We start from the raw sequence: 25,855 nt of genomic DNA on the forward strand, positions 1-25,855 counted from the left end.
TCGCCTTGGGGTTCAGGGGGCCAGGTGCCGGGCCTTCAGGCGGGGCAAGCCGTCCTTGAGGACAGCGCCCACCGTGTAGAACGATCCGAAGACCAGGATTCTATCAGTGGGGTTCGCTTCGGCCAGCGCGCTTTCGAGCGCTTCGCGCGGGTTGGCGTGGGTGCTGGCGTCGACGTCGTGGCACACCGTCACGGCCTTCCACTGCGCCTGCAGATCCTGCGCCGAGGCCGCCCGCGGCGTGTCCAGGCCGGTGAAGTACCAGCGGTCCACCAGCGGGTCCATCCGGCGCAGCATGGCGGCCAGGTCCTTGTCGGCCATGGCGCCGAACACGGCGCGGGTGGCCGGGTAGAAGCCCATCGCATCCAGGTTGGCGGCGAGCGCCGCCACCGAATGCGGGTTGTGCGCCACGTCCAGCACCAGCGTCGGCTCGCCCGGCACGATCTGGAAGCGGCCGGGCAGCTCCACCAGCCCGAGGCCGGCGCGCACCGCCTGCGCAGTGACCGGGATGCGCTCGCGCAGCGCCGTCAGTGCGGCCAGCACCCCCGAGGCATTGAGCAGCTGGTTGGCGCCACGCAGCGCCGGATAGGCCAGCCCGGCGTAGCGCCGTCCACGCCCGGCCCAGCCCCACTGCTGCTTGTCGCCGGTGAAGTTGTAGTCGCGCCCGTGCAGCCAAAGGTCGGCGCCGATCGCCTCGGCCGCTGCCACCAGGCTGGCCGGCGGCACCGGGTCGCTGACGATGGCCGGTTTGCCGGCGCGCAGGATGCCGGCCTTCTCGCGGCCGATCGCCTCGCGGTCGTTGCCCAGGAACTCCTGGTGGTCCAGGTCGATGCTGGTGACGATGGCGCAGTCGGTGTCGATCACGTTGACCGCGTCCAGCCGCCCGCCCAGGCCCACTTCCAGGATCGCCACGTCCAGCCCGCTGGCGGCCATCAGGTCGAGGATGGCCAGCGTGGTGAACTCGAAGTAGGTCAGCTGAACGCCCTGGCGCGCCTGCTCGACCCGCTCGAAATGGGGCACCAGCGCGTCCGCCTTGACGGCTTCGCCGCCGATGCGGCAGCGCTCCTCGAAATGCACCAGGTGCGGCGAGGTGTAGACGCCGGTGCGCCAGCCCGCCTGCAGCAGGATGGCTTCCAACAGGGCGCAGGTCGATCCCTTGCCATTGGTGCCCGCCACCGTGATCACCGGGCCGGCGAACGCCAGCCCCAGGCGCTGCGCCACTTCGCGCACCCGGTCCAGGCCCAGTTCGATCGCTTTCGGGTGCAGGTGCTCGCAATGCGCCAGCCAGTCCTGCAAGGTTTGCCTGCTCTGCATGGCTGCCGATTGTCCGCGCATTAGGATCGGCCCATGAGCATCACGGTCCATGGCATCCCGAACTGCGACACGGTGAAGAAGGCGCGCGCCTGGCTGGACGGGCGCGGGCTGGCCTACCGCTTCCACGACTTCAAGAAGGCCGGCGTGCCGGCCGAGCGCCTGGGCGACTGGAGCGCGGCGGTCGGCTGGGAGAAGCTCCTCAACCGGCAGGGAACGACCTGGCGCAAGCTCGACCCTGCGCGCCAGGCTGCGGTGCACGATGCCGCCTCGGCGGCCGAGCTGATGCGGGCCGAGCCCAGCGTGATCAAGCGGCCGGTGGTCGAGTGGCCGGGCGGCCGCATCACGGTCGGATTCGACGCCGCCGCCTGGCAGGCGCTGGCCGAGGCGCGCTGACGCCTGAACTTTTACCCAGCGTTTACCACTGCGGCCGAGCCAGCCGCGCACCGGCTGCCTAGAATTTTGGCCATGCCGGCAACGCAAGCGAGGCTCCCATGAAGCAGTACCTGATTCTTCCCCTGGCGGCTGTGGCCGCGGCAGGCGTCGCCCAGGCGCAGGAAGTCGGTCGGGTGATCTCCAGCACGCCGGTCGTCCAGCAGGTGGCCGTGCCGCGCCAGGTCTGCACGCAGCAGCCGGTGGCGGTGCAGCAGCAGCCCAGTGGCGCCGGCGCCGTGCTCGGGGCCATTGCCGGCGGGGCCGCCGGCAATGCCATCGGCGGCGGCAGCGGCCGCGCGGCGGCCACCGCCATCGGCCTGATGGGGGGCGCGCTGCTGGGCAACCAGATCGAGCGGCCCGGCACCGAGATCCAGACGGTGCAGCAGTGCGCCACCCAGACGTATTACGAGAACCGCGCGGTCAGCTACAACGTGGTGTACGAGTACGCCGGGCGCCAGTACTCGGTGAACATGCCCAACGACCCCGGTCCCACCGTGCAGTTGCAGGTCACGCCGGTGGGCATGCCGCCGCCCACCTCGATGGCGCCCGAGCCGGCGGCGCCGGTCTACAACGCACCGGCCGCGCCGGTGTACAGCGCGCCGCTGGTGGTGGCGCCGCCGCAGGTGGTGGTGGCGCCGGCCTACCCCGTGTACTACCAGCGGCCCTATCCGTACTACTACCCGCCGGTGTCGCTGAGCATCGGCTACGTGCACCGCAGCGGCGGGCACGGCCACCGGCACTGGCGCTGACCTGCGGTGGCGCGCGCCGCCGCTCCGGCAGGGCCGGCGGCGCGCGCACTCTAAAATCCCCCGCTTTGCCGCGAGCCGCGCCCGGGTGTGTCCTGCGCTGGCGCAGCGCCCTCTCCTAGCCCTGGGCCCCCATGAGCACCATCCTTGAACACCTGCCCGCCGGCCAGAAGGTCGGCATCGCCTTTTCCGGCGGCCTGGACACCAGCGCCGCGCTGCACTGGATGCGCCTGAAGGGCGCCATCCCCTACGCCTACACCGCCAACCTCGGCCAGCCCGACGAACCGGACTACGACGAGATCCCGCGCAAGGCCATGCAGTACGGCGCCGAGCAGGCCCGGCTGATCGACTGCCGCAAGCAGCTGGCGCAGGAAGGCATCGCGGCACTGCAGGCCGGCGCCTTCCACATCTCCACCGCCGGCCTGACCTACTTCAACACCACGCCGCTCGGGCGCGCGGTCACCGGCACCATGCTGGTGGCGGCCATGAAGGAAGACGACGTCAACATCTGGGGCGACGGCAGCACCTTCAAGGGCAACGACATCGAGCGCTTCTACCGCTACGGGCTGCTCACCAACCCGGCGCTGAAGGTCTACAAGCCCTGGCTGGACCAGGCCTTCATCGACGAGCTGGGCGGCCGCGCCGAGATGAGCGCGTTCATGCAGAAGGCCGGCTTCGCCTACAAGATGTCGGCCGAGAAGGCCTACAGCACCGACAGCAACATGCTGGGCGCGACGCACGAGGCCAAGGACCTGGAGCACCTGAACTCCGGCATCCGCATCGTCAACCCGATCATGGGCGTGGCCTTCTGGCGCGACGACGTGCCGGTCAAGGCCGAGGAAGTGCGGGTGCGCTTCGAGGAGGGCCAGCCGGTGGCGTTGAACGGCCAGTCCTTCGACGACCCGGTGGCGCTGATCCTGGAGGCCAACCGCATCGGCGGCCGCCACGGCCTGGGCATGAGCGACCAGATCGAGAACCGCATCATCGAGGCCAAGAGCCGCGGCATCTACGAGGCCCCGGGCCTGGCGCTGCTGTTCATCGCCTACGAGCGGCTGGTCACCGGCATCCACAACGAGGACACGATCGAGCAGTACCGCGAGAACGGCCGGCGCCTGGGCCGCCTGCTGTACCAGGGCCGCTGGTTCGACCCGCAGGCCATCATGCTGCGCGAGACCGCGCAGCGCTGGGTGGCGCGCGCCATCACCGGCGAAGTGACGCTGGAGCTGCGCCGCGGCAACGACTACTCGCTGCTGAACACCGAGTCGCCCAACCTGACCTACCAGCCCGAGCGGCTGACCATGGAAAAGGGCGAGTCGATGTTCTCCCCTCGCGACCGCATCGGCCAGCTGACCATGCGCAACCTCGACATCGTCGACACGCGCGACAAGCTGGGCGTGTACAGCAAGGCCGGCCTGCTGTCGCTCGGCGCCGGCGCGGCGCTGCCGCAGCTGGGGGAAGCGAAGAAGTAAGTCGCGGGCGATGGATGCCGGGTCGACCCCGGCGGCCTCGCTCGACCGATCGTAACCACATCGGAAACGCGCAGCGTTTTCGATGTGAACGTCAGTCGTACGCGAACGTCATGATCAGGTCCACCGCCACCCGGTCGCCGGCCTGCAGCCGCACCGTGAATCTCTGCGACAGGTCGTAGAAGACGTACAGCGTGCCCAGCGTGCCGGCCAGGCTGCGCTCGTAGGACGCATAGAGGTCGCGGCCCAGGCGCTTGCCGAGCGTCACCGCCGGGCCCTCGGCGCCGTCGCGGCGGAAGCCCAGTTCGTCCAGCCCCAGCAAGGCCGCCGGGCCCTTGCCGCCACCACCGCCGGCACCGGCGCGGCTTTGCAGCAGCGCCACGGCGGCCGATTGCAGCAGGGCCGTCTCCGCCCCGCCCGCCGCCGACGGCCGGCCCAGCACCAGCCAGGCCAGCTTCTCCGATTCGGGCAGGTCGGGCTCCGCGTACAGGCGCACGAACGGCGCCTGCGCCGTGCCGGTGATCTGCACGCCGACCCGCTGCGCCAGCCGCGGCCGGATCGCCAGGATGTCGAGCGCCGGGTTGTCGATCGCCCCGGTGAAGCGCAGCACGCCGCGCTCGATGTCCAGCCGCTGGCCGTAGGCCTGGTATTCGCCGCCCACGGTGCGGATCACGCCGGCCAGCCGCGGCTCGGTCACCGATTGGCCGGACACGGTCAGCGCGCCGGCCAGCCGGGTCTGGATGCCGCGTCCCTGCACCCGGAAGTCGTTGCCCAGGTCCAGCGTCACGGCCAGCGCGAGCGGGCGCCGCCCCGTCCGGCCGCCCTCCTTGGCCACCGGCTCACGGCCCAGCGCCACGCCCGGCGGCAGGTTGCGCACCACGACGTCGTTGCCCAGTTGCGGCGCCGTCTCGTCGGGCAGCACGATGCGGGCGCGATCGACCTGCAGCGCGCCGCGCACCTCCAGCGCCGCCGGCGTCAGGCTGGCGCTGAGCTGCCCTGAGAGCGTCAGCTCGCGATCGTTGCGCGTGCTCGCCCGCAGGCGCTCGATCTGCACCGACAGCCGGGCCTGCAGGCCCTGCTCGAGCCAGCCCGCCTGGCCGGTGCCGCCGATCCGGCCGCCCTCCGGGCCGGCGCCGAGCAGCACGAACTCCTCGATCAGCAGCTGGCGGCCTTGCAGCCGCGCGCGCAAGCGGCCGTCGCGCAGCGCGACGCCGTCCACCACCGAGCGCAGCGCGAGGTCGTCGGCCGCCAGGCTGCCGGCCAGTTGCGGATCGGCCCGGGTGCCGGACACCGCGATGTCGGCCTGCACCGAGCCGCGCAGGCGCCAGCCCGGCGGCGCCAGCAGCGACCACACGCCCAGCCGCGGCAACTGCGCCTGGATGGCGCCTGTCAGCGGCGCGTCCGCCGGCCAGCTCCAGCCGCCGCCCTCGCGCGACAGCCGCGACACCAGCTTCGCCTGCGCCGTGCCGGCCCGCTCCGAATCCCACACCAGCGCCGCCGTCAGCGCCTCGCCCTCGCCTTCGAGCGTCAGCCGCGCCTGCCGCACGCCGGCCTGCACGCGCGCCGAGCCGCCCTCCACGGTCTCGGCCAGCACCGAGACGTCGCCGCTGCTGCGCGCCAGTGCGGCGCGCAGGCGCAGCTGCTCGCCCAGCTGCGCATCCCACTGCCCCTCGAACACCAGGTCGCCGGACAAGGCCGAGCCGGCCAATTGCGGCCCCCCCAACAGTTCCATCCAGGCCATCGGCAGGCCGGTGATGCGGCCGGCCGTGTGCAACTCGCCCGCGGCCCAGGTCACCGGGTCCCAGGCCAGGACGGCGGAAGAAACCGCGCGGCCGGCGACCGGCGGCGGCGCCAGCGCGGCCTGCGAGGCGCCCGCCTCCAGCCGCCCGCCCGACCACGACAGCGGCACCGGCCGCTGCAGCGCCAGCCGCCACGGGCCGGGCCCGAGCGCCGGGTCGCGCGCCTGCGCCTGCAGTGAAGCCACCTGCCCCTGCCAGGCGCCCTGCGGCCTGCGCCCGGCGCGGCCAGCCAATTCCAGCGCGAGCCGGCGTTCGCCCTGCAGCGCCTGCGCGCGCAGCTCGATACGCGCATCGGCCAGCCGGCCATCGAGAGCCAGCGTGGCCTCGCGCAGCGCCCACGGCGCGGCTTCGCCGGCCGCCGCGACGGGCTGCAGTTGCGGCACCGACAGCGTGCCCTTCACCTCGGGGTCGTCCCAGCCGCCCTGCCAGGCGAACTGCGCCTGGGCGCGCCCGGCCAGCAGCGGCGACGACAGGGCCCGCGGCACGCCCGGCAGCTTCTGCAGCCATTGCTGGGCCCGGGCCACGTCGTCCAGCGAGGCCTTGGCGTTGCCGCCGCCGCGCGTGCGCCCCAGCGAGCCGACCGCCCGCAGGCGCAGGCCCGGCGCCTGCAGCTCGGCGCGGCCGCGCCCGAAGCGGGCGGCCGGCTGCAGGTCGATGGCGGCATCCAGCCGCGCATCGGCCGTGGTCACCAGCAGCAGGGGCAGCGACAACTGCTGGCCGGCCCAGCGCCCGCGCGCCTGCAGCGAGCGCAGCTCCAGCGCGCCCACCGCCGCGGCGACTTCGTTGCTGGCGCCGCCGGCGGGTGCCGGCTGCAGCGCGCCGGCCGCCTTCAGTTCGGCGTCGAACAGCATCGCTTCGCCTTCGGCCCGCACGCTGGCGCGGCCGCCCAGCGGCAGCGGCGCCATCGCGCTGTGCACGGCGGCGGGGTTCACGCCGGCCAGCGTGCCTTCGATGCGCCAGTCCTGCTCGCTGGCCCACTCGCCGCGCGCCTGCACCTTGCCGCCGCCCACGTCGGCGTCGAGCTGGCGGACGAAGGCATGGGCGGGCAGGCGCCAGTCGCCTTCCAGCTGCACCCGCGCCGCCGGAACCCGCTGGCGGTCCCAGGGGCCGGCCAGGCCGTTGTGCAGGTCGGCCTTGACGGCCCAGGTCGATGCGTCGCGCGGCTCCAGCGCGATCCGCCCCGACAGCAGGGTGTCCGGCGCCTCGCGCCAGAGCGCGCCGGCATCGAAGTCCTGGAAGTCGGCCCGCGCCCGCGCCAGCGGCAGCGCCGCCCAGGGCGTGACGCGGGCGACCAGCGTGGCTTGCGCAGCACCGCTGCCGCCGGGCTCGGCCTGCACCTTGGCCTGCAGGTCGAAGTCGGCCAGCCGGCCGTCGGCGCGCGCCTGGAACAGCAGCGGCAGCGACGCCTCCGCGCCCGGCACCGGCGTCTCGACGCGGCCCTGCAGGTGCACGGCGAGATCGAACGGCGCCTGCGCCGCCACCCGCAGCTCGCCGCGGTAGTGGCCGTCCAGCGCGCGCAGGTTGCGCAGGTCCAGCCGGTGCCAGGCGCCGTCGTAGGCATAGCGCGCCGCCAGTTCGCCCAGCACCAGCGCCGGCGGCCCCGCCCACTCCAGCCGGCCGACGGCGAGGTCGTCCACCGACACCTGCAGCGGCAGCGCCAGGCTGGCCGGCGGTTGCGGGCGCTGGCCGGTATCGGGCCGCCGATCCTCGACGCGCACGCGCGCGGCGCGCAGGTAATCCAGCGCCAGCCGTCCCTGCAGCAGGGCGAGCGGCTCCCAGGCCAGCTCCAGCTGCTGCGCCTGGACGTCCAGCCCGCCCTGTCGCCATGCCAGCTGCTGCACACGCAGGCCATGGCGCAGCGAGCCGGTCACGCCCCCGGCTTGCAGGCCCGGCAGCCGGCGCGCGGCCTGCTCCAGCGCCCATTGCGCCGAGCCCTCGCGCCCGGCCCACCACCACAGCACGGCGGCGGCGGCCACCGCCAGCACCAGCAGGAGGACCAGGCCCCTTCCCATCCATCGCAGTGCCTTCATGCCCGGAGCGGCTTTCATCAGAACGTGCTGGCGATGTTGATGTGCAGGCGCAGGCGCCGGGCGTCCACGCCATACGCCAGGTCCACCTGCAGCGGCCCGAGCGGGCTGCGGTAGCGCACGCCGGCGCCGACGCCGACCGCGGGCTTGAGGTCGCTGACGTGGTCGGCCACGGCGCCGGCATCGACGAACAGCACGCCCTCGAAGTCGGTCGGCACGTCGCCGCGGCGGATCGGCCGCTGCCACTCCAGGCTGCCGACCGCGAGCAGGCGCCCGGGCCCGACCAGGCCGCCGGGCTGCTGCACCCCGATGTCGCGAAAGCCGTAGCCGCGCACCGAGGTGTCGCCGCCGGTGCGGAACAGCTGGGTGGAAGGCACCCGGGCCTGCGCGCTGGCCAGCACTGCGCCGCCTTCGGCCCGCCACTGCAGGCGACCCCGCTCCAGCGGGTGGATCTGCAGCCAGCGCAGCACGGTGCGCTGGAACGGGCTGCGGCTGCCCACCAGCGTGACGCCGGCGCCCAGCTCGGCCCCGATCGCGTAGCCGCGGCTCGGATACGGCTCCTGGTCGAAGTAGCGCCCGCGCCAGATGTAGTTGGCGCTCAGGGCGGTGCCGTCGCCGGTGTCCACCGGCGGTGGCGCGCCGACTTCGGCGCGCACGCTGGAGCGGTCGAACTGCAGGTAGACGTTGCGCTCGATGTGGTCCTCGCTGCGGGTGCGCCCGACGCGCAGGGTCTGGCTGTGGGTGACCAGCTGGTCGTCGTCGAGCCGTTCGGCGCGCGCCGACACGCCCCAGCGCCAGCCGTCCTCGCCCGGGATGGCGGACAGCTCGCTGCTGACGAAGGGCGCCTTGCGGTCCAGCTGCAGCTTGTTGACGGCGCGCCAGCCCAGCCCCGGCAGGCGGTTGTGGGTGTATTCCACCGAGGCGCGCGGGCCGGTGTCGGTGGACAGGCCCAGCCCCAGCACCAGTTTCTTCAGCGGCGCCTCGCGCACGTTGACCTGCACCGGCGCGGCGGCCGGGTCGCCGGCCGGATCGACGTAGATGAAGGCCGAGTCGAAGTAGCCGCTGCCGGCCAGCCGCAACTGGGCGCGCTGGATCCGGTCCTGGTCGTAGACCGTGCCGGGCGGCAGCCGCGCCAGCCGCGGCGCCAGCACCGGGTCGTAGCGCTCGACGCCGGACACCTGCATGGGGCCGAGCCGGAACAGCGGGCCCGAATCCAGCCGCAGGCCCAGCCGGGCGCGCTGGGTGGCGGCGTCGATGTCGGCGCGGCTGAAGCCGATCCGGCCGGCCGGGTAGCGGCGCGCCACCAGCTCGCGCTGCGCGCCGGACTTGGCATCGGCCCAGCCCTCCTGGGTGAAGCGGCTGCCCGCGGGCAGGCTCCAGCGCTCGCGGATCTGCCCGCGCTGCAGGACCGCATCGGGGTCGGTGGAGGTGGCGATGTCGCCCTGGAAGGCAATGTCCACCTCGGCGATGGTGGTCGGCGGCCCGGGCTCGACCGCCAGCACCACCAGCGGCACGCCGCCGGCCGCGGCCGGCTCGCGCCGGATGTCCAGCCGGGGCGCGAAGTAGCCCAGCGTGGCCAGCAGTTCGCGCGCATCGCGCTCGGCCAGCCGCAGCAGCCGGGCCAGCTCGGCATCGTCGAGGTCCGCCACCTGCCGGTAGCGCTGCAGCTCCAGGTGGCGCTCCAGCAGTTCCTTGACCGGTCCGGGCGCGCGCACGTCGAGGTTGAACGCCGGCCGCGCCGGCCCCTGCTGCGCGAAGGCGGCGGCGGCCAGCAGCCCGGCGCCGAGGGCGCCGATCCACCAGCGCAGGGCGCGCGCGCGCAGTCCGGGCTTCATGTCGGGTTCGGGGAGCGTCCAGGTCGCCCTGGGTCGGGCAGGCTCTCCACTATGAAGAGGCTGCCAGCTCGGCCGTGTAGGCCCATGCCGACAGGCGCGGCGGTTGGGGGTGGCGTCAGACGACCACCGGCTCCGGCTCCAGCCGGATGCCGAAGCGCTCGTAGACGCTGGTCTGGATGGCCCGGGCCAGGGTCACCACCTCGCCGCCGGTGGCGCCGCCACGGTTGACCAGCACCAGCGCCTGCTTCTCGTAGACGCCGGCATTGCCGACCGACTTGCCCTTCCAGCCGCAGGCGTCGATCAGCCAGCCGGCGGCCAGCTTGACCGAGCCGTCGGGCATCGGGTAGTGCACGATGCCGGGCTCGCGGGCGATGATGTCGGTGCACTGCTCGGGCGTCACCGTGGGGTTCTTGAAGAAGCTGCCGGCGTTGCCCAGCACGCGCGGGTCGGGCAGCTTGGCGCGGCGGATGGCACAGACCCAGTCGAACACCTGGCGCGCCGTCGGCCGCTCCGCGCCCGCTTCGGCGCGCTTGCGCTCCAGGTCCATGTAGCCCAGCTCCGGCCGCCAGGGCTTGGGCAGCCGCAGGCGCACGCGCAGGATCAGCGCCCGCCCGGCCAGGCCCATGCCGCGGCCGGCTTCGCCTTGCGGCGCCGCGTGCTTGAACACCGAATCGCGGTAGCCGAAGGCGCATTGGCGGGCATCGAGCGTGAACACGCGTCCGCTGCGCAGGTCGACCGCGTCGAGCGACTCGAAACGGTCCTGCAGCTCCACGCCGTAGGCGCCGATGTTCTGCACCGGCGCGGCGCCCACCGTGCCCGGGATCAGCGCCAGGTTCTCCAGCCCGCCGAAGCCCTGGGCCAGGGTCCAGTCCACCAGCTCGTGCCAGTTCTCGCCGGCCCCGGCCTCGATCACCGCGGCCCGGGGGCCGTCCTCGATCACCCGGCGGCCGGCGATCTCCACCTTGAGTACCAGCGAGCGCACGTCGCCGGTGAGCACGATGTTGCTGCCCCCGCCCAGCACGAACTTCGGGCTGGCCGCCAGCCGCGGGTCGGCCAGCAGCTGCACCACGTCGGCCTCGCTGCGCACGCGCACCAGTTCGCGCGCCTTGGCGACGATGCCGAAGCTGTTGTGCGGCGCCAGTGCGACGTTCTGCTCCACGATCATGGGAGAATTGTGACCCATGCGCGTCGGGCGCCGGGGAGCTGAAATGCCGTCTTTCGATACAGTCTGCGAGCCCAATCTGGTCGAGGTGAAGAATGCCGTCGACAACACCGCCAAGGAGATCGGCACCCGCTTCGATTTCAAGGGCACGTCGGCCGCCATCGAGATCAAGGAAAAGGAAATCACGGTCTTCGGCGACGCCGATTTCCAGCTCGGTCAGGTGCACGACATCCTGACCAACAAGCTGGCCAAGCGCAACGTCGACGTGCGCTTCCTGGACAAGGGCAAGGTCGAGAAGATCGGTGGCGACAAGGTCAAGCAGGTGGTCAAGGTGCGCAGCGGCATCGAATCCGAGGCGGCCAAGAAGATCCAGCGGCTGGTCAAGGACAGCAAGCTGAAGCTGCAGGCCTCGATCCAGGGCGACGCGGTGCGCGTCACCGGCGCCAAGCGCGACGACCTGCAGGCCGCGATGGCGCTGATCCGCAAGGAGGTCGCCGACCTGCCGCTGTCCTTCAACAACTTTCGCGACTGATCCCATGCGCGCTGCCTGCCTTGCCGCCGTCCTGCTGGCCTGCGCGCCCGCTTTCGGCCAGTCGGTCGCCCTCCAGGGCATGCTCGGCAACCGGGCGCTGCTGATCGTCGACGGCTCGCCACCCAAGACGGTGGCGCCGGGCGACACGTTCAAGGGCGTCAAGGTGGTGTCCACCGCGGGCGACCAGGCGGTGGTGGAGGTCGGCGGCAAGCGCCACACGCTGCGCGTGGGCGAGGCGCCGGCCAGCGTGGGCGGCAGCGGCGGCGCACCCGGGGGCGACCGGATCGTGCTGACGGCCAGCAGCGGCGGCCACTTCCTCAGCGAAGGCCGGATCAACGGCCGCGCCGCCTACTTCATGGTGGACACCGGCGCCACCAGCATCGGCCTGGGCGCCGCCGAGGCCGAGCGCCTGGGCATCGACTACAAGTCCGGCCAGCCGGTGCGCATGGGAACGGCCAACGGCGTGGCGCTGGGCTGGCGCGTCATGCTGGCCTCGGTGCGCATCCGCGAGGTGGAGGTGCGGGACGTCGAGGCCGTCGTGGGCCAGCAGCCCATGCCCTACATCCTGCTGGGCAACAGTTTCCTCAACCGCTTCCAGATGAAGCGGGAGAACGACCAGATGGTGCTCGAGCGGCGCTACTGATGGCCGATCCCGAGCGCGCCACCCTCGAACCGCCGCCGCTGCAGCCGCAGGTCACCGCCCTGGGTCCACTGGGCAACCGGGTGTTCCGGATGCTCTGGTTCACCTGGTTCGCGGCCAACACCTGCATGTGGATGAACGACGTCGCGGCCGCCTGGCTGATGACGTCGATCGCGCCGTCGCCGCTGTGGGTGGCGCTGGTGCAGTCCGCCTCCACCCTGCCCGTATTCTTCCTCGGCCTTCCAAGCGGTGCCCTGGCCGACATCCTGGATCGGCGCCGCTATTTCATGATCACCCAGTTCTGGGTGGCCGGGGTCGCCGCCGTGCTGTGCGGCGTGATCCTGCTCGGCTGGATGACCCCCGAGCTGCTGCTGGCGCTGACCTTCGCCAACGGCGTCGGGCTGGCGATGCGCTGGCCGGTGTTCGCGGCCATCATCCCCGAGGTGGTGCCGCGCCACCACCTGGCGCAGGCGCTGGCCCTGAACGGCGTGGCGATGAACGGATCGCGCATCGTCGGCCCGCTGGTGGCCGGCGCGCTGATCGCCAGCCTGGGCAGCGCCTGGGTGTTCGTGCTCAATGCCATCCTGTCGGTGGCTGCCGGCTTCGTCATCATGCGCTGGCGGCGCGAGCACAAGGAAAGCCCGCTCGGGCGCGAGCGCCTGTCCAGCGCCATGCGGGTGGGCATGCAGTTCGTGCGCCAGTCCGGCCGCATGCGCGGCATCCTGCTGCGCATCTCGGTGTTCTTCCTGCACTCCACCGCCCAGATGGCGCTGCTGCCGCTGGTGGCGCGCGGCCTGCCGGGCGGCGCCGCCGGCACCTTCACGGTGCTGCTGGCCTCGATGGGCGCGGGGGCGATCTTCGCGGCCCTGCAGATGCCCCGGCTGCGCGCCTGGATGCCGCTGCAGCGGCTGGTGTTCGTCGGCACGGCGCTGCAGGCGCTGGGTACGCTGGTCATGGCCTACGCGCCCAACATCGCCATCGCGGTGCCGGCCATGGTGATTTCCGGCATGGCCTGGATCACGGTGGCCAACTCGCTGACAGTGGCGGCCCAGATGGCGCTGCCCGACTGGGTGCGGGCGCGCGGCATGTCGATCTACCAGATGTGCCTGATGGGATCGATGGCCGCGGGCGCCGCCCTGTGGGGCCAGGTCGCCACCTGGACCAGCGTGCCCACGAGCCTGGCCGCGGCCTCCGTCGCCGGCGTGATCCTGATGGCGGTGGTGCAGCGGCTGACGCGCGACCGCGGCACCGAGGAGGACCTGACCCCCTCGCAGGTGCTCAAGGTGCCGCAGATGGCCGGGCCGGCGCACGGCGGCCGCATCCAGGTCTGCGTCGAGTACCGCATCGACCCGGCGCGCTCGCAGGAGTTCATGGCCGTCATGGAGGAAAGCCGGCGCAGCCGGCTGCGCCAGGGTGCGCTCAACTGGCAGCTGGTGCACGACCTGAGCGACCCGAGCTGCTACATCGAGCAGATCACCGACGAGTCCTGGATCGAGCACCTGCGCCGCTTCGACCGCATCACCGCGGCCGACGCCCAGCTGCGCGACCGCCGGCTGTCGTTCCACCTGGGCGAGGAGCCGCCGCGGGTGATGCGGTACGTGATCGAGCGGGAGTAGCGGGGGGGCGCCCCGACGGGCACGCCCCCGGGTCGTCACGCCCGCGCCTTTCAAGCCTTCTTCTTCGCCCCCAGCCGCGACTCCGTGCCCGCCGCCAGGCGCTGGATGTTCTCGCGGTGCCGCCAGGCCAGCAGCGCGGCCATGGCGAACAGGGCGAATACCACCGGCTTCTCGGCGTACCACTGGATGCGGTCGCCCAGCAGGTAGTAGACCGGCGCGAACACCGCCGCCAGCAGCGAGGCCAGCGAGGAGTAGCGGAAGAAGTAGGCGATGATCAGCCAGGTTAGGCCGGTGGCGATGCCCAGCAGCCAATCGATGCCGAACACCGCGCCGATGAAGGTCGCCACGCCCTTGCCGCCCTGGAATCGGAAGTACACCGGGTACAGGTGGCCGAGGAAGGCGCCCAGCGCCACCAGCGCCACCGTGCCGTCCTCCAGCCCCCAGGCCTTGCCGTAAAGGCGCACCAGCAGCACCGGCACCAGCCCCTTCATCGCGTCCAGCAGCAGCGTCACGACGGCCGCGGGCTTGCTGCCCGAGCGCAGCACGTTGGTGGCGCCGGGATTCTTGCTGCCGAAGGTGCGCGGGTCCGCCAGCCCCATGGCGCGGCTGACGATCACGGCGAAGGCGAGCGAGCCCACCAGGTAGGCCGCGAGCGCGGCGAGCAGGGGATACAGGGTGTCCATCGGGCGCCGATTCTGCCAGCGCCGACCCTCACTCTTCCAGCGCGCAGCGCACCGGCCTGGCGCCGAGCAGTTGCACGCACACCTGCGGATCGATGCCGACCAGGTAGCCGCGCCGGCCGCCGTTGATGGCGATGCGCGGCAGCCCAAGGATGGTCTCCTCGATGTACACCGGCATCTCCCGCCGCGTGCCGAATGGCGAAGTGCCGCCCACCAGGTAGCCGCTGTGGCGGTTGGCGACTTCCGGCGCGCACGGCTCGACCGACTTGGCGCCGATCTGGCGCGCCAGGTTCTTGGTCGACACCTTGCGGTTGCCGTGCATCAGCACGAGCAGCGGGCGCGCCTTCTCGTCCTGCATCACCAGCGTCTTGACCACGGTGAACGGGTCGAACCCCAGCACCTGCGCGCTGTGGGTGGCGCCGCCGTGCTCGAGGTACTCGTAGGGGTGCTCGGTGAAGGCCACGCCATGGGCCCTGAGCAGCGCCGTCGCCGGCGTTTCGCTGACGTGGTCCTTCTTCGCCATGGCGCGCGGTTCAGATGGCGGGGTCGCGCGTATCCCAGCGGAGGCGATCGATCGCGGCCAGCAGTTCCGGCGCGAGCTGCGTGCCCCAGGCGTCGAGGTTCTCGTCCAGCTGCGCCAGCGAGGTGACGCCGATGATGGTGCTGGCCACCTGCCACTTGGTGAAGCAGAAGGCCAGCGCCATCCGGGTGGGCGCCAGGCCGTGCTCGCGCGCCAGTGCGTTGTATCGGCGCGCGGCGTCCAGTGCCTCGGCTCGGCCCCAGCGGCCCTGGCGCACCGACTCGAATTTCGCGATGCGCGCGCCGGCCGGCGCCTGGTCGCCGGCGAAGCCGCCCGCGTCGTACTTGCCGGTCAGCAGCCCGAAGCCCAGCGGCGAATACGCCAGCAGCGACACGCCCAGCCGGTGCAGGCTTTCGTCCAGCCCGTTCTCCACGCTGCGGTTGAGCAGGCAGTACGGGTTCTGCACGGTGGCGATGCGCGGCAGGCCGTGCTGCTCGGCCAGCCGCACGAACTCGTGAACCCCGTACGGGGTCTCGTTCGACAGGCCGACGTGGCGCACCTTGCCCTCGCGCACCAGCCGTGCCAGCGCCTCCAGCTGTTCGTGGATCGAAGTCTGCGTGCGCTCCTTGCGCGGGTCGTAGTACATCGAGCCGAACATCGGCGTGTTGCGCTCGGGCCAATGGATCTGGTACAGGTCGATCACGTCGGTGCGCAGGCGCTTGAGCGAACCCTCGCAGGAGGCCTGGATGTCGGCCGCGGTGAGGCCCTGGCCTTCGCGGATCCAGGGCATGCCGCGCGAGGGGCCGGCCACCTTGGTGGCCAGCACGAGCCTGCCGCGCAGGGCGGGGTTCGCGGCCAGCCAGTTGCCGATGATGGTTTCCGTCGCGCCGAAGGTCTCCTGGCGCGCCGGCACCGCGTACATCTCGGCCGTGTCGATGAAGTTGATGCCGCGCTCGACGGCGCGCGAGAGGATGGCGTGGGCCTGCAATTCGGCGACCTGCTCGCCGAAGGTCATGGTGCCCAGGCAGACGGGCGTGACGCGCAGGTCGCTGGCGCCGAGGGAAACGAGGTTCATCGCAAGCACTGAAGGGATCGGTCGGAGGTTCGCAGGATACGGCAAGGCTCACGCCGCCTTGCGGGCCCGCTCCTCCTCCTGCAGCCGCAGCACGCGCCGCTGCACCTTGCCGGTGGTGGTCATGGGCAGGGCGTCGATGAACTCGATCTCCTTGGGGTACTCGTAGGGCGCGAGCTTGCCGCGCACGTGCTGCTGCAGTTGCGCCACCAGCGTGTCGCCGGGCGTGTGGCCGGGCGCCAGCACCACGTAGGCCTTGACCAGCGCGCCGCGCTCGGCGTCCGGCTTGGGCACCACGGCAGCATTGGCCACCGCCGGGTGCTTGACCAGGCAGTTCTCGATCTCGCTCGGGCCGATGCGGTAGCCGGCGGCCTTGAACACGTCGTCGGCGCGGCCCTGGTACCAGAGGTAGCCGTCGGCGTCGCGCGTGGCCAGGTCGCCGGTGCGGCACCAGTCGCCGGTGTACTTGCCGCGGGTGGCGCGCTCGTTGCCCCAGTAGCCGAGGAAGAAGATCGGGTCGGGGTCGCCGTGCACGTCGTAGCGGTTCACGGCCACGTCGCCGGGCACGCCATCGGCCACCTCGTTGCCGTCGTCGTCGATCACCGCCACCCGGTGCCCCGGGTAGGGCCGCCCCATGCTGCCCGGGCGCGCCGGCCAGCCGACGCCGCCTTCGGTGCGGCCGTTCATGCTGCAGTTGCCGACCACGTAGTTGATCTCGGTCTGGCCGAACATCTCGTTGACCACCACGCCCAGTTGGTCGCGGCAGTACGCGAACACCGCATCGCCCACGGCTTCGCCGGCGCTCATGATGGCCTGCAGCTTCAGCCGGAACTGCCGCCGCGGCTGCGGGTAGGCCTTCATCATGGCCTTGAGCGCGGTCGGGAACAGGAAGGTGTGGGTGACGCCGTGCTCCTGCATCAGCGCGAACGCGGTGTCCGGGCTGAAGCGGCCGTTGTAGGCGACGATGGGCCGCCCGAAGTAGAGGGACGGCAGCAGCGCATCCATCAATCCGCCGGTCCAGGCCCAGTCGGCTGGCGACCAGAACACGGCCGTGTTCTGGCTGTCGCCAGCGCTGGGCGCTTGCCTGTCCGGGACCGCCCCCTCCCCGCCCCTCCCCCTCGCGGGGGAGGGCTCTGCTGGCAGTTCGGCATTGGGCTGGAAACCGAACCAGTTCTGGCTGCAGACGAAGCCCGGCAGGTTGCCGATCAGGGCCCGGTGCGGCACCAGGGCGCCCTTGGGCGGCCCGGTGGTGCCGCTGGTGTAGATCAGCACGGCGCCCTCGTCGGCCTTGGTGCGCACGGCATCGAACGCGGGCGGCTGCTTGGCCAGTTCCACGCCCCAGTCCAGGTCGGCCTGCAGCGCCGCCGCACCCACGCCGACCATGGTGCGCAGCGCCGGGCAGGCCGCGCGCACCGCCAGCAGGTTGGCGACCGAGCTCTCGTCGCACACCGCGACGACCGCGCCGCTGTCCTGCAGGCGGTACTCCAGGGCCTCCGGGCCGAACAGCATCGACAGCGGCATCGCGACGGCGCCCAGCTGGAAGATCGCCATGTAGGTGACGGCCGTCTCGAAGCGCTGCGGCATCACCAGCGCGACGCGGTCGCCGCGCTGCACGCCGAGTCCGGCCAGCACCCGGGACAGGCGGTTGGCCTGCGCCTGCAGCGTGCCGAACGTCAGCGTGGCCGCTGCACCCTCGGCGCCATGCGCGCGGATCGCGATGCGCCGCTCGCCGTCCTCGCCCTGGGCCCAGCGCGTGCAGCACGCCTGCGCGATGTTGAAGTGCGGCGGCACCGCCCAGCGGAACTGCCCGTGCATGCGCTGCCAGTGGTCCTTGTCGCTGCCTTGACTGACCGCCATCGGACGCCCTCCTATGATTCGCGCCAATGTACCAACCCCATCGAACGTCGCGCAGCGAGTTTGTCCCGATCCGCCGCTCGCGCTACCACGTGCGCATCTGGGGCGAACCGCAACCCGGCCGGGTGCCGCTGGTGATGGTGCACGGCTGGATGGACGTGTCGGCGTCGTACCAGTTCGTGGTCGATGCGTTCGCCTGCGACCGCCTCGTCATCGCGCCCGACTGGCGCGGCTACGGCCTGACCGAATCGCCCCCGGCCGACAACTACTGGTTCCCCGACTACCTGGCGGACCTGGACTTCCTGCTCGACCACTACGGCGGCGGGCAGCCGGTGGACCTGGTCGGCCACAGCATGGGCGGCAACATCGCCATGCTCTACACCGGCGCGCGGCCGCAGCGCGTGCGCCGGCTGGTCAACCTGGAAGGCTTCGGCATGCCCGCCACCCGCCCGCAGCAGGCGCCGAAGCGCTATGCCAAGTGGATGGACGAGCTCAAGGCCTTCCATCGCGGCGAGCTGGACCTCAAGAGCTACGACTCGGCCGAAGGCGTGGCGGCGCGGCTGATGAAGACCAACCGGCGGCTGCCGCGCGACAAGGCCGAATGGCTGGCGCGGCACTGGGCGCGCGAAGGCGCCGACGGCCGCTGGCACATCCTGGGCGACCCGGCCCACAAGATCACCAATGCCCAGCTGTTCCGGGTCGAGGAAGCGCTGGAGCTGTACCGGCTCATCAGCTGTCCCGCGCTGTGGGTGGAAGCCGGCGACGACAGCCTGGCCCAGTGGTGGCAGGACCGCTTCACGCTGGCCGAGTTCCACCAGCGGCTGGCTTCGGTGCCGAACCTGCGCAAGGCCCGGGTGGACGATGCCGGCCACATGTTCCACCACGACCAGCCGGCGGTGCTGGCCCGGCTGATCGAAGACTTCCTCGACGGCTGAGTTATCGCCGCCCAGATGAGGCGCGTGAGCCTCGACCGCCGGTAAAAATCCGCATTTCTCCTACAAGAGTGTCAGTTTCCTGCCCGACCGTGGCGTAGGAGACCTCCTACCCATAGACTCGTCACCCATCGTAGATGAGGTGACTCGGATGAGCAGAAGGTTCTGGTCGCTGTGCCTGGCAGCGATGCTCGCCCCCTGTGCCGCGGCCGCGGACGAGACCCAGCAGGGGCTGGCCACGCTCTGGGAAGTGCTGTGGCACCAGAGCGGCACGCCGACGCGCGTGGTGCGCTGGGAGAACGACATCCGCATGCGCATGACCGGCGTGGACCTCCCGCGCCACCGCGAGTACGTCACCAGCGCTCTGCGCGCCGTCACCGACGAAGCGGGCGTCAGGCTCATCGACGTGACCGACCAGCCCGGCGAAGCCGCCAACCTGACGGTGGAGATCGTTTCCGACACGGCGCTGCAGGACAACCAGCCCTGCGTCACCTTTCTCGATTTCCGCACCGAAGCCAAGGTCGACACGGCCAGCATCCAGATGCGCAGCCGCGATACCTGGCGCTGCGCCTATCACGAAGCCATGCACCTGATGGGCGTGCGCGGCCATCCCGGCGGCGACACCGTGCTGAGCTACTTCCCGAAGAAGGTCGACGGCCTGACGCCGCTGGACCGCGTGATGCTGCGCGCCTGGTACTCGCCGCGCATGAAGGGCGGCATGACGCCGTTCGAGGCACTGCCGGTGCTGTCGGACGAACTCATCGCCAGCCTGCCCGAGGCCGACCGCATCGCCGCCCAGCAGTCGCGCGACCGCTTCTACGCGGCCACCGTCGAGCAGATGCAGGCCTACGCGGCCGGCCGCGGCGACATCCCGGCCATCGTCAAGCGCTCGGGCAAATCGACCGAGGACGGCATCCGCCACGGCCGCTCGGAGATGAGCTACTTCCTCGGCGTCGCCTACTTCGAGGGCGCCACCGTGGCGGCCGACCAGAGGCAGGCGCTCAGCTGGTTCGAGCGCGCCGCCAGCGCCGGCAACCGCCGCGCGCAGTCCTACCTGGCCGGGCCGGGCACGCCAGGGCGCTAGGCTCGGCCTGCACCCGGCGCGGATGAGTCGCGCGGGCACCGCGCCACCGTGGCGCGAAGGCAGCGCACAACGCGTGCTTGCGGCAAACTGAGGGTTGCCCGTGTGCCGTTTCGGGCCTGCCTACGCCCGTGCCGCACGATCCATCGACCTTTCGCCAGATCCTCGCCCGCAACGTCGCACTGCCGCTCGTACTGACGGCAGCCAGCGCCCTGCTGTTCATCGGCGTGATCGCCTACCTCCTGCAGGCGAACGCGACCATCGAGGCGACCGACCGGGTCATCACGCGCGCCTTCGCGCTGCAGAAGATGGACCTGGCCCTGGAGTCGAGCCTGCGCGGCTACCTGCTCGATGGCGAAGAGCGCTTCCTGGAGACCTTCGAAATCACCCGCACGCAGCTGGCCGATGAAAAGGCGCGGCTGCACGCCCTCGTGACCTCACCCCAGCAACAGGAGCGGCTCGAGCGCATCGAGCTGCTGCAGGCGCAGTGGAACGCCTATGCCGACCGGCACATCCGGGCCCGGCGCACCAATCCCGGCTACCACATCGGTGACGCCATCATGGAAGGCGTGCGGCTGAAAGCCGCACTGCGCGAGCAGTTCGACGGCTTCATCGAACACGAACGCCGGTCCCGCCTCGATCGGGTGGACGCCGCCAGGCGCAACACCCTGATGCTGGGCGCGGCCTTCGTCCTCCTGATGCTGGGCATCGGGGCGCTGGTCGCCTGGCGCGGCCGCAGCGAATTGCTGGCCCTGTCGGGCGCCTTCAATGCGGCGCTCGACGAGCAGGCGCGGCAGGCCCAGGCGCTGCAGGCCCAGGCCTGGCTGCAGGAGGCGCGCTCGCAGGTGGCCGAGCGCATCGCCCGGGAGCAGGAGCTGGGCGCCGTCGGCCATGCCGGGCTGGATGCGCTGGCCGGCGCCATCGGCGTGGCCGTCGGCGCGGTGTACGCGGCCGAGCCCGGGGGCGCCTGGGCGCGGGTGGCGACGTGGGGCTGGGCGCCCGGCGCCGATGGCGCCGACGCGCGCGTCGAGCCCGGCCGGTCGCTGCTGGCCGAGTGCGCGGCGCAGCGCCGCCCGATCGCGCTGGACGACGTGCCGCCGGGATACCTGAAGGTCACTTCGGCACTCGGCCAGGCGACCGCCGGCTCGGTGCTGCTGTCGCCGATCGAACACGAGGGCCGGCTGGTCGGGGTGCTGGAGGTCGGCTTCCTGCGCCCGCTGCAGCCGCGCGACCACGAACTCGTGGCGGCCGCCAGCAGCCTGTTCGGCGCCTCGCTGGAAGCGGCCAGCTACCGGCAACGCCTGCAGGCATCGCTGGAGGAGAGCCAGCAGCTCAACGAGGAACTGCAGGTGCAGCAGGAGGAACTGCGCACCACGAACGAGGAGCTGGAAGAGCACGCCCGGGCGCTGCGCGAATCGCAGAGCCGGCTGGAGAGCCAGCAGGCCGAGCTGCAGCAGAGCAACGCGCAGCTGACCGACCAGGCCCGGCGGCTGGAAGAGCAGCGCGACGAGTTGCGCCAGGCGAGGCAGGCGCTGGAGGAGCGCGCGGCCGAGCTGCAGCGGGCCAGCCGCTACAAGTCGGAGTTCCTGGCCAACATGTCGCACGAGCTGCGCACGCCGCTGAACAGCTCGCTGATCCTGTCCAGGCTGCTGGCAGACAACCCCGAGGGCAACCTCACGCCCGAGCAGGTGGAGTTCGCCGGGGCCATCACCTCGGCCGGCAACGAACTGCTGAACCTGATCAACGACATCCTCGACATCGCCAAGGTCGAGGCCGGCAGACTGGAGGTGCGCCCCGAGGTGACGCCGGTCGCGGCCGTCGCCGAGGGCCTGCGCGGCCTGTTCCAGCCGCTGTGCGTGCGCAAGGGGCTGGCACTGGAGCTGGCGATCGCGCCCGACGTGCCGGCCACGCTCTACACCGACCGCCAGCGGCTCGAGCAGATCCTGCGCAACCTGCTGGCCAACGCCGTCAAGTTCACCGCGCAGGGCCGCGTCAGCTTGCGCGCGCAGCGCCGCGAGGGCGACCGCATCGCCTTCGAAGTGCAGGACACCGGCATCGGCATCGAGCCGGCGCAGCAGCAACTGATCTTCGAGGCCTTTCGCCAGGCCGACGGCACGATCAGCCGGCGCTTCGGCGGCACCGGCCTGGGCCTGGCCATTTCGCGCGACCTCGCCCGGATGCTGGGCGGCGATATCGCGCTGGCCAGCCCGCCCGGCGCCGGCAGCACCTTCACCGTGACGCTGCCGCTGGAGTACCGGGCGGCCGCATCGATGCCGGCCCCGGCTGCGACCCCGTCGCCGGTCACCAGCGCCGCGCCGGCCCCGCCCGCGCCGGCGGCCACCCCGGCGCCGCCACCCACCGGGCCGGCCTTCCCGGACGACCGCGACGCGCCGGCCGAAGGTCGCCGCACCGTGCTGGTGGTCGAAGACGACGTCACCTTCGCCCGCATCCTGTACGACCTGGCGCACCAGCAGGGCTACCGCTGCCTGGTGGCGCACCAGGCGGAGGCCGGGGTCGAGCTGGCCTTCGCCCATGCGCCCGACGCCGTGCTGCTGGACATGCGCCTGTCCGGCGACTCGGGCCTGACGGTGCTGCAGCGCCTGAAGGACGACCCGCGCACCCGCCACCTGCCGGTGCACGTGATCTCGGTGGAAGACCGGTCCGAGCCGGCGCTGCAGCTGGGCGCCATCGGCTACGCCCGCAAGCCGGCCACGCGCGAGCAGTTGCAGGACGTGTTCGCCCGGATGGAAGCCAAGCTCGACCAGGAGGTCAAGCGCGTGCTGGTGGTGGAGGACGACCCGCGCCAGCAGGAGAGCATTGCCCGGCTGATCGGCGGCGAGGACGTCGAGATCACGGGGGTGGCGCAGGGCCACGAGGCGCTGCAGGCATTGGCCGCGTCGGTGTTCGACGTAATGGTGATCGACCTGAAGCTGCCCGACATGAGCGGCCAGGAGCTGCTGCGCCGCATGGCCGCCGGCGAAGGGGGTTCCTACCCGCCGGTGATCGTCTACACCGGCCACAACCTCAGCCGCGACGAGGAAGCCGAGCTGCGGCGCTACTCGCACTCCATCATCATCAAGGGCGCGCGCTCGCCCGAGCGGCTGCTCGACGAGGTGACGCTGTTCCTGCACCAGGTGGAGAACCGGCTGTCGCCCGAGCGCCAGAAGATGCTGCGCGCGGCGCGCAGCCGCGACAAGGCGTTCGAGGGCCGGCGCATCCTGGTGGTCGACGACGACATGCGCAACGTGTTCGCCCTCACCAGCGCGCTGGAGCACAAGGGCGCGGTGGTCGAGACGGCGCGCAATGGCCAGGAGGCGCTGGAGCGCCTGCGCAACGCCACGGACGAGGTTGACCTGGTGCTGATGGACATCATGATGCCGGGGATGGACGGCTACGCCGCGACCCGCGAGATCCGCAGGGACCCGCGCTTCGCCCGGCTGCCGGTGATCGCCGTCACCGCCAAGGCGATGAAGGAAGACCAGCAGCGCTGCCTGGACGCGGGCGCCAGCGACTACCTGTCCAAGCCGATCGAGCTGGAGCGGCTGTTCTCCCTCATGAGGATCTGGATGCCGAAGCTGGAGCGGCTCTGATGGGCCTGGTGGACATCGAGGTCCGACTGCTGGTCGAGGCCGTGTTCCTGCGCTATGGCCATGACTTCCGTGACTACGCGCCGGCCTCGCTCAGGCGCCGGGTGCTGCAGGCACAGCGCGAGATGGGCGCCGAGACCGTCTCGGCACTGCAGGAGCGGGTGCTGCGGGATGCCGCGGCCTTCTCGGCGCTGCTGTCGCACCTGACGGTGCCGGTCAGCGAAATGTTCCGCGACCCCGCGTACTTCCTGGCCCTGCGCCGGCAGGTGGTGCCTGTGCTTCGCACCTACCCCTCGGTCAAGGTCTGGGTGGCCGGCTGCAGCACCGGCGAGGAGCCCTACTCGCTGGCGATCCTGCTGCACGAGGAAGGGCTGCTGGAGCGCACCATCTTCTACGCCACCGACATCAACCACGGCTCGCTGGACAAGGCGCGCCGGGGCATCTTTCCGCTCGAGCGAATGGAGGACTTCACGCGCAACTACCAGCAGGCCGGCGGCAGCGCCAGCTTCAGCGACTACTACACCGCGGCCTATGGCGGCGCGCTGTTCGACCGCCGGCTGCGCGAGGCCATCACCTTCGCCGACCACAGCCTGGCCACCGATGCGGTGTTCGCCGAGACGCAGCTGGTGTCCTGCCGCAACGTGCTGATCTACTTCAACCGGCGCCTGCAGGACCGCGCGCTCGGCCTGTTCCACGAATCGCTCTCGCGCCGCGGCTTCCTCGGCCTGGGTTCGAAGGAGACGCTGGACTTCTCGGCCTACGCGCAGCGCTTCGAGGCCGTCGACCGCACCGAGCGCATCTACCGCAGGCTCGAACCATGAGACGCGAACTTGTGCAGACGCCCGCACCGGTGGACGCGATCGCCATCGGCGCCTCCGCCGGCGGCATCGATGCGCTGCTGGCGCTGCTGGGCGGCCTGGCCCCGCCCTGGCGCGCCGCCGTGGTCGTCGTGCTGCACCTGGCCGCAGACCGCGACAGCCGGCTGCCCGAGGTGCTCGGCCAGCGCCTGGGCGGCCATGTCGAGGAAGCCCGGCCCGGCGCCCCAGTGGCACCGGGGCGGCTCTATTTGGCGCCGCCCGGCTACCACCTGCTGGTGGAGCAGAGCCGGACCTTCGCCCTCAGTTGCGATCCGCCGGTGCTGTTCTCCCGGCCCTCGATCGACGTCCTGCTGGAGTCGTGCGCCGACGCCTACGGGGCCGCGCTGGCCGCGCTGGTGCTGACCGGCGCCAGCGAAGACGGCGCCCGCGGGCTGGCCGCCGTCAAGGCGGCGGGCGGGCTGGCCCTGGCGCAGGATCCGGACGAGGCGGCCCACCCCCTGATGCCCGGCGCCGCCATCGCGGCAGCCGATCCCGACGCGGTGCTGCCGCTGGCCGAACTGAAAGCCCTGCTGCAGGGCCTGCTGACCCCATGAGCCAGGACCCCTCCACCGACGTTTGCCTGCTGCTGGTCGACGACCTGCCGGAGAACCTGTTCGCGCTGGAGCCGCTGGTGCGCGGCCCCGGCCGGCGGGTGTTCACCGCCCGCAGCGGCGAGCAGGCGCTGTCGCTGATGCTCGAGCAGCGCTTCGCGTTGGCCATCATCGACGTGCAGATGCCCGAGATGGACGGGTTCGAGCTGGCCGAGCTGATGCGCGGCACCGAGCGCACCCGCCACATCCCGATCGTGTTCGTCACCGCCGCCGGTCACGAGCTGAACTACGCGTTCCGCGGCTACGAGGCCGGCGCCGTCGATGTCCTCTACAAGCCGCTGGACCCGCATGCCGTGCGCAGCAAGGTCAACGTATTCGTGGACCTGTTCCGCCAGCAGCAGGACCTGCTGCGCATGCAGGCCGAGCTCGGGCAGGCGGTGCGGGTGCGCGACGACTTCATGTCCATGGTCTCGCACGAGCTGCGCAACCCGCTCAATGCGCTGTACCTGCAGGCGCAACTGCGCGGGCGCATGGCCGCGCAGGGCAAGCTGCCGCCGGTCGATGAATTCCAGCGCCTGGCGGCACGCGACGAGCATCAGATCCGCGCCATGATCCGCCTGCTGGACGACATGCTCGACGTTTCGCGCGCGCGCACCGGGCGGCTGGCGATGTCGCCCGCGCCCATGAACCTGGCCGAGCTCGTGCGCCGCGCGGCGGACGGCGTGCGCGAGCAGGCCCGCACGGCCGGGGTGGCGCTGACGCTGGCGGTGCCCGAGACGCTGCCGGTGGTGGCCGACGAGTTCCGCATCGAGCAGGTGGTGATGAACCTGCTGACCAATGCCCTGCGCTACGGCGCCCGCCAGCCGGTGACGGTGCGGCTGGAGCCGGCCGGCGGCGAAGCGGTGCTGTCGGTGCGCGACGAGGGCCCGGGCATCGACCCGGCCGACCAGGAACGCATCTTCCGGCAGTTCGAGCGCGGCGCCTCGGGGCGCCAGGTGCCCGGGCTGGGCCTGGGCCTGTACATCAGCCGGCAGATCGCCGAGGCCCATGGCGGGCGGCTGGACGTGCGCAGCCGGCCGGGGCACGGCGCCGAGTTCACGCTGCGCCTGCCGCTGCAGGCGCAGCCCGCATGAGAAAATCACCGGTTTTTCCCCC

The 25,855-nt window shown here is 72.0% G+C and carries 20 protein-coding genes; 12 read left to right on the forward strand and 8 right to left on the reverse strand.

What is annotated here, in order from left to right; all coding sequences use genetic code 11:
- Nucleotides 1-12: 12 nt before the first annotated feature.
- On the reverse strand, nt 13-1,311 hold the full coding sequence (gene folC / locus PE066_RS06045; protein WP_271235657.1) for a bifunctional tetrahydrofolate synthase/dihydrofolate synthase: 1,299 nt from the start codon (nt 1,309-1,311) through the stop codon (nt 13-15).
- 33 nt (nt 1,312-1,344) lie between these two features.
- Between folC and PE066_RS06050 the strand changes: the two genes are divergently transcribed.
- The 3 genes from PE066_RS06050 (at nt 1,345) to argG (ending at nt 3,958) form a co-directional block, all read left to right on the forward strand.
- Nucleotides 1,345-1,704, forward strand: a complete 360-nt coding sequence (locus tag PE066_RS06050) for an ArsC family reductase (protein WP_271235658.1) — start codon at nt 1,345-1,347, stop codon at nt 1,702-1,704.
- A 98-nt stretch (nt 1,705-1,802) separates the two neighbouring features.
- Nucleotides 1,803-2,492: a glycine zipper 2TM domain-containing protein gene (locus PE066_RS06055; protein WP_271235659.1), complete on the forward strand. Its 690-nt coding sequence runs from the start codon at nt 1,803-1,805 to the stop codon at nt 2,490-2,492.
- 131 nt (nt 2,493-2,623) lie between these two features.
- Nucleotides 2,624-3,958 carry an argininosuccinate synthase gene (argG, locus tag PE066_RS06060; protein WP_271235660.1) on the forward strand — a complete coding sequence of 445 codons (1,335 nt, stop codon included), beginning with the start codon at nt 2,624-2,626 and terminating at the stop codon, nt 3,956-3,958.
- A 91-nt stretch (nt 3,959-4,049) separates the two neighbouring features.
- On the opposite strand, the gene PE066_RS06065 is transcribed toward argG, so the two are convergent.
- The 3 genes from PE066_RS06065 to murB all read right to left on the reverse strand — a co-directional run bounded on the left by PE066_RS06065 (nt 4,050) and on the right by murB (nt 10,781).
- A complete protein-coding gene (locus tag PE066_RS06065) occupies nt 4,050-7,784 on the reverse strand; it encodes a translocation/assembly module TamB domain-containing protein (protein ID WP_271235661.1) in 3,735 nt (1,244 codons plus the stop codon).
- Nucleotides 7,785-7,801: 17 nt separating this feature from the next.
- On the reverse strand, nt 7,802-9,616 hold the full coding sequence (locus tag PE066_RS06070; protein ID WP_271235662.1) for an autotransporter assembly complex protein TamA: 1,815 nt from the start codon (nt 9,614-9,616) through the stop codon (nt 7,802-7,804).
- A 115-nt stretch (nt 9,617-9,731) separates the two neighbouring features.
- Nucleotides 9,732-10,781, reverse strand: coding sequence for a UDP-N-acetylmuramate dehydrogenase (murB, locus tag PE066_RS06075; protein ID WP_271235663.1), 1,050 nt, complete (start codon nt 10,779-10,781; stop codon nt 9,732-9,734).
- A 43-nt stretch (nt 10,782-10,824) separates the two neighbouring features.
- On the opposite strand from murB, the gene PE066_RS06080 reads away from it, so the two are divergent.
- The 3 genes from PE066_RS06080 to PE066_RS06090 are packed head-to-tail and all read left to right on the forward strand — an operon-like array spanning nt 10,825 to nt 13,566.
- Nucleotides 10,825-11,310 carry a YajQ family cyclic di-GMP-binding protein gene (locus PE066_RS06080; protein ID WP_271235664.1) on the forward strand — a complete coding sequence of 162 codons (486 nt, stop codon included), beginning with the start codon at nt 10,825-10,827 and terminating at the stop codon, nt 11,308-11,310.
- A gap of 4 nt (nt 11,311-11,314) precedes the next feature.
- Nucleotides 11,315-11,953: a retropepsin-like aspartic protease family protein gene (locus PE066_RS06085; RefSeq protein WP_271235665.1), complete on the forward strand. Its 639-nt coding sequence runs from the start codon at nt 11,315-11,317 to the stop codon at nt 11,951-11,953.
- Entirely contained in the window at nt 11,953-13,566 is a 1,614-nt protein-coding gene (locus PE066_RS06090; RefSeq protein ID WP_440480582.1) for an MFS transporter, read from the forward strand. The genes PE066_RS06085 and PE066_RS06090 overlap by 1 nt, the downstream gene beginning before the upstream one ends.
- Before the next feature lie 50 nt (nt 13,567-13,616).
- Here the strand turns inward: PE066_RS06090 and plsY are convergent, their stop codons facing one another.
- The 4 genes from plsY to PE066_RS06110 are packed head-to-tail and all read right to left on the reverse strand — an operon-like array spanning nt 13,617 to nt 17,695.
- On the reverse strand, nt 13,617-14,249 hold the full coding sequence (plsY, locus tag PE066_RS06095) for a glycerol-3-phosphate 1-O-acyltransferase PlsY (protein ID WP_271235666.1): 633 nt from the start codon (nt 14,247-14,249) through the stop codon (nt 13,617-13,619).
- A 28-nt stretch (nt 14,250-14,277) separates the two neighbouring features.
- Nucleotides 14,278-14,769 (reverse strand): aminoacyl-tRNA deacylase, encoded by a 492-nt coding sequence (locus PE066_RS06100; RefSeq protein WP_271235667.1) that lies wholly within the window; start codon nt 14,767-14,769, stop codon nt 14,278-14,280.
- Between the two features lie 10 nt (nt 14,770-14,779).
- Nucleotides 14,780-15,841, reverse strand: a complete 1,062-nt coding sequence (locus PE066_RS06105; RefSeq protein WP_271235668.1) for an aldo/keto reductase — start codon at nt 15,839-15,841, stop codon at nt 14,780-14,782.
- A gap of 48 nt (nt 15,842-15,889) precedes the next feature.
- A complete protein-coding gene (locus PE066_RS06110; protein WP_271235669.1) occupies nt 15,890-17,695 on the reverse strand; it encodes an acyl-CoA synthetase in 1,806 nt (601 codons plus the stop codon).
- 26 nt (nt 17,696-17,721) lie between these two features.
- On the opposite strand from PE066_RS06110, the gene PE066_RS06115 reads away from it, so the two are divergent.
- The 6 genes from PE066_RS06115 to PE066_RS06140 all read left to right on the forward strand — a co-directional run bounded on the left by PE066_RS06115 (nt 17,722) and on the right by PE066_RS06140 (nt 25,833).
- Entirely contained in the window at nt 17,722-18,627 is a 906-nt protein-coding gene (locus PE066_RS06115; RefSeq protein ID WP_271235670.1) for an alpha/beta fold hydrolase, read from the forward strand.
- 148 nt (nt 18,628-18,775) lie between these two features.
- Nucleotides 18,776-19,708, forward strand: a complete 933-nt coding sequence (locus PE066_RS06120; RefSeq protein ID WP_271235671.1) for a hypothetical protein — start codon at nt 18,776-18,778, stop codon at nt 19,706-19,708.
- A 128-nt stretch (nt 19,709-19,836) separates the two neighbouring features.
- Complete coding sequence (locus PE066_RS06125) at nt 19,837-23,295, forward strand: response regulator (RefSeq protein ID WP_271235672.1); 3,459 nt, start codon at nt 19,837-19,839, stop codon at nt 23,293-23,295.
- Nucleotides 23,295-24,113: a CheR family methyltransferase gene (locus PE066_RS06130; protein WP_271235673.1), complete on the forward strand. Its 819-nt coding sequence runs from the start codon at nt 23,295-23,297 to the stop codon at nt 24,111-24,113. The genes PE066_RS06125 and PE066_RS06130 overlap by 1 nt, the downstream gene beginning before the upstream one ends.
- A complete protein-coding gene (locus PE066_RS06135; protein ID WP_271235674.1) occupies nt 24,110-24,703 on the forward strand; it encodes a chemotaxis protein CheB in 594 nt (197 codons plus the stop codon). Before PE066_RS06130 ends, PE066_RS06135 begins: the two co-directional genes overlap by 4 nt.
- Nucleotides 24,700-25,833, forward strand: coding sequence for a hybrid sensor histidine kinase/response regulator (locus PE066_RS06140; protein WP_271235675.1), 1,134 nt, complete (start codon nt 24,700-24,702; stop codon nt 25,831-25,833). The genes PE066_RS06135 and PE066_RS06140 overlap by 4 nt, the downstream gene beginning before the upstream one ends.
- Nucleotides 25,834-25,855: the final 22 nt, after the last annotated feature.

This window comes from Ramlibacter tataouinensis (assembly GCF_027941915.1).
Lineage (GTDB): Bacteria > Pseudomonadota > Gammaproteobacteria > Burkholderiales > Burkholderiaceae_C > Ramlibacter > Ramlibacter tataouinensis_C.

What these genes read in the sequence shown, in the direction of transcription:
- argG (WP_271235660.1), top strand. Translation starts at nt 2,624, where the DNA reads ATGAGCACCATCCTTGAACACCTGCCCGCCGGCCAGAAGGTCGGCATC.
- PE066_RS06050 (WP_271235658.1), top strand. Translation starts at nt 1,345, where the DNA reads ATGAGCATCACGGTCCATGGCATCCCGAACTGCGACACGGTGAAGAAG.
- PE066_RS06110 (WP_271235669.1), bottom strand. Translation starts at nt 17,695, where the DNA reads ATGGCGGTCAGTCAAGGCAGCGACAAGGACCACTGGCAGCGCATGCAC.
- PE066_RS06140 (WP_271235675.1), top strand. Translation starts at nt 24,700, where the DNA reads ATGAGCCAGGACCCCTCCACCGACGTTTGCCTGCTGCTGGTCGACGAC.
- folC (WP_271235657.1), bottom strand. Translation starts at nt 1,311, where the DNA reads ATGCAGAGCAGGCAAACCTTGCAGGACTGGCTGGCGCATTGCGAGCAC.
- PE066_RS06100 (WP_271235667.1), bottom strand. Translation starts at nt 14,769, where the DNA reads ATGGCGAAGAAGGACCACGTCAGCGAAACGCCGGCGACGGCGCTGCTC.
- PE066_RS06065 (WP_271235661.1), bottom strand. Translation starts at nt 7,784, where the DNA reads ATGAAGGCACTGCGATGGATGGGAAGGGGCCTGGTCCTCCTGCTGGTG.
- plsY (WP_271235666.1), bottom strand. Translation starts at nt 14,249, where the DNA reads ATGGACACCCTGTATCCCCTGCTCGCCGCGCTCGCGGCCTACCTGGTG.
- PE066_RS06135 (WP_271235674.1), top strand. Translation starts at nt 24,110, where the DNA reads ATGAGACGCGAACTTGTGCAGACGCCCGCACCGGTGGACGCGATCGCC.
- PE066_RS06055 (WP_271235659.1), top strand. Translation starts at nt 1,803, where the DNA reads ATGAAGCAGTACCTGATTCTTCCCCTGGCGGCTGTGGCCGCGGCAGGC.
- PE066_RS06090 (WP_440480582.1), top strand. Translation starts at nt 11,953, where the DNA reads ATGGCCGATCCCGAGCGCGCCACCCTCGAACCGCCGCCGCTGCAGCCG.
- PE066_RS06120 (WP_271235671.1), top strand. Translation starts at nt 18,776, where the DNA reads ATGAGCAGAAGGTTCTGGTCGCTGTGCCTGGCAGCGATGCTCGCCCCC.
- murB (WP_271235663.1), bottom strand. Translation starts at nt 10,781, where the DNA reads ATGATCGTGGAGCAGAACGTCGCACTGGCGCCGCACAACAGCTTCGGC.
- PE066_RS06115 (WP_271235670.1), top strand. Translation starts at nt 17,722, where the DNA reads ATGTACCAACCCCATCGAACGTCGCGCAGCGAGTTTGTCCCGATCCGC.
- PE066_RS06130 (WP_271235673.1), top strand. Translation starts at nt 23,295, where the DNA reads ATGGGCCTGGTGGACATCGAGGTCCGACTGCTGGTCGAGGCCGTGTTC.
- PE066_RS06085 (WP_271235665.1), top strand. Translation starts at nt 11,315, where the DNA reads ATGCGCGCTGCCTGCCTTGCCGCCGTCCTGCTGGCCTGCGCGCCCGCT.
- PE066_RS06105 (WP_271235668.1), bottom strand. Translation starts at nt 15,841, where the DNA reads ATGAACCTCGTTTCCCTCGGCGCCAGCGACCTGCGCGTCACGCCCGTC.
- PE066_RS06080 (WP_271235664.1), top strand. Translation starts at nt 10,825, where the DNA reads ATGCCGTCTTTCGATACAGTCTGCGAGCCCAATCTGGTCGAGGTGAAG.
- PE066_RS06070 (WP_271235662.1), bottom strand. Translation starts at nt 9,616, where the DNA reads ATGAAGCCCGGACTGCGCGCGCGCGCCCTGCGCTGGTGGATCGGCGCC.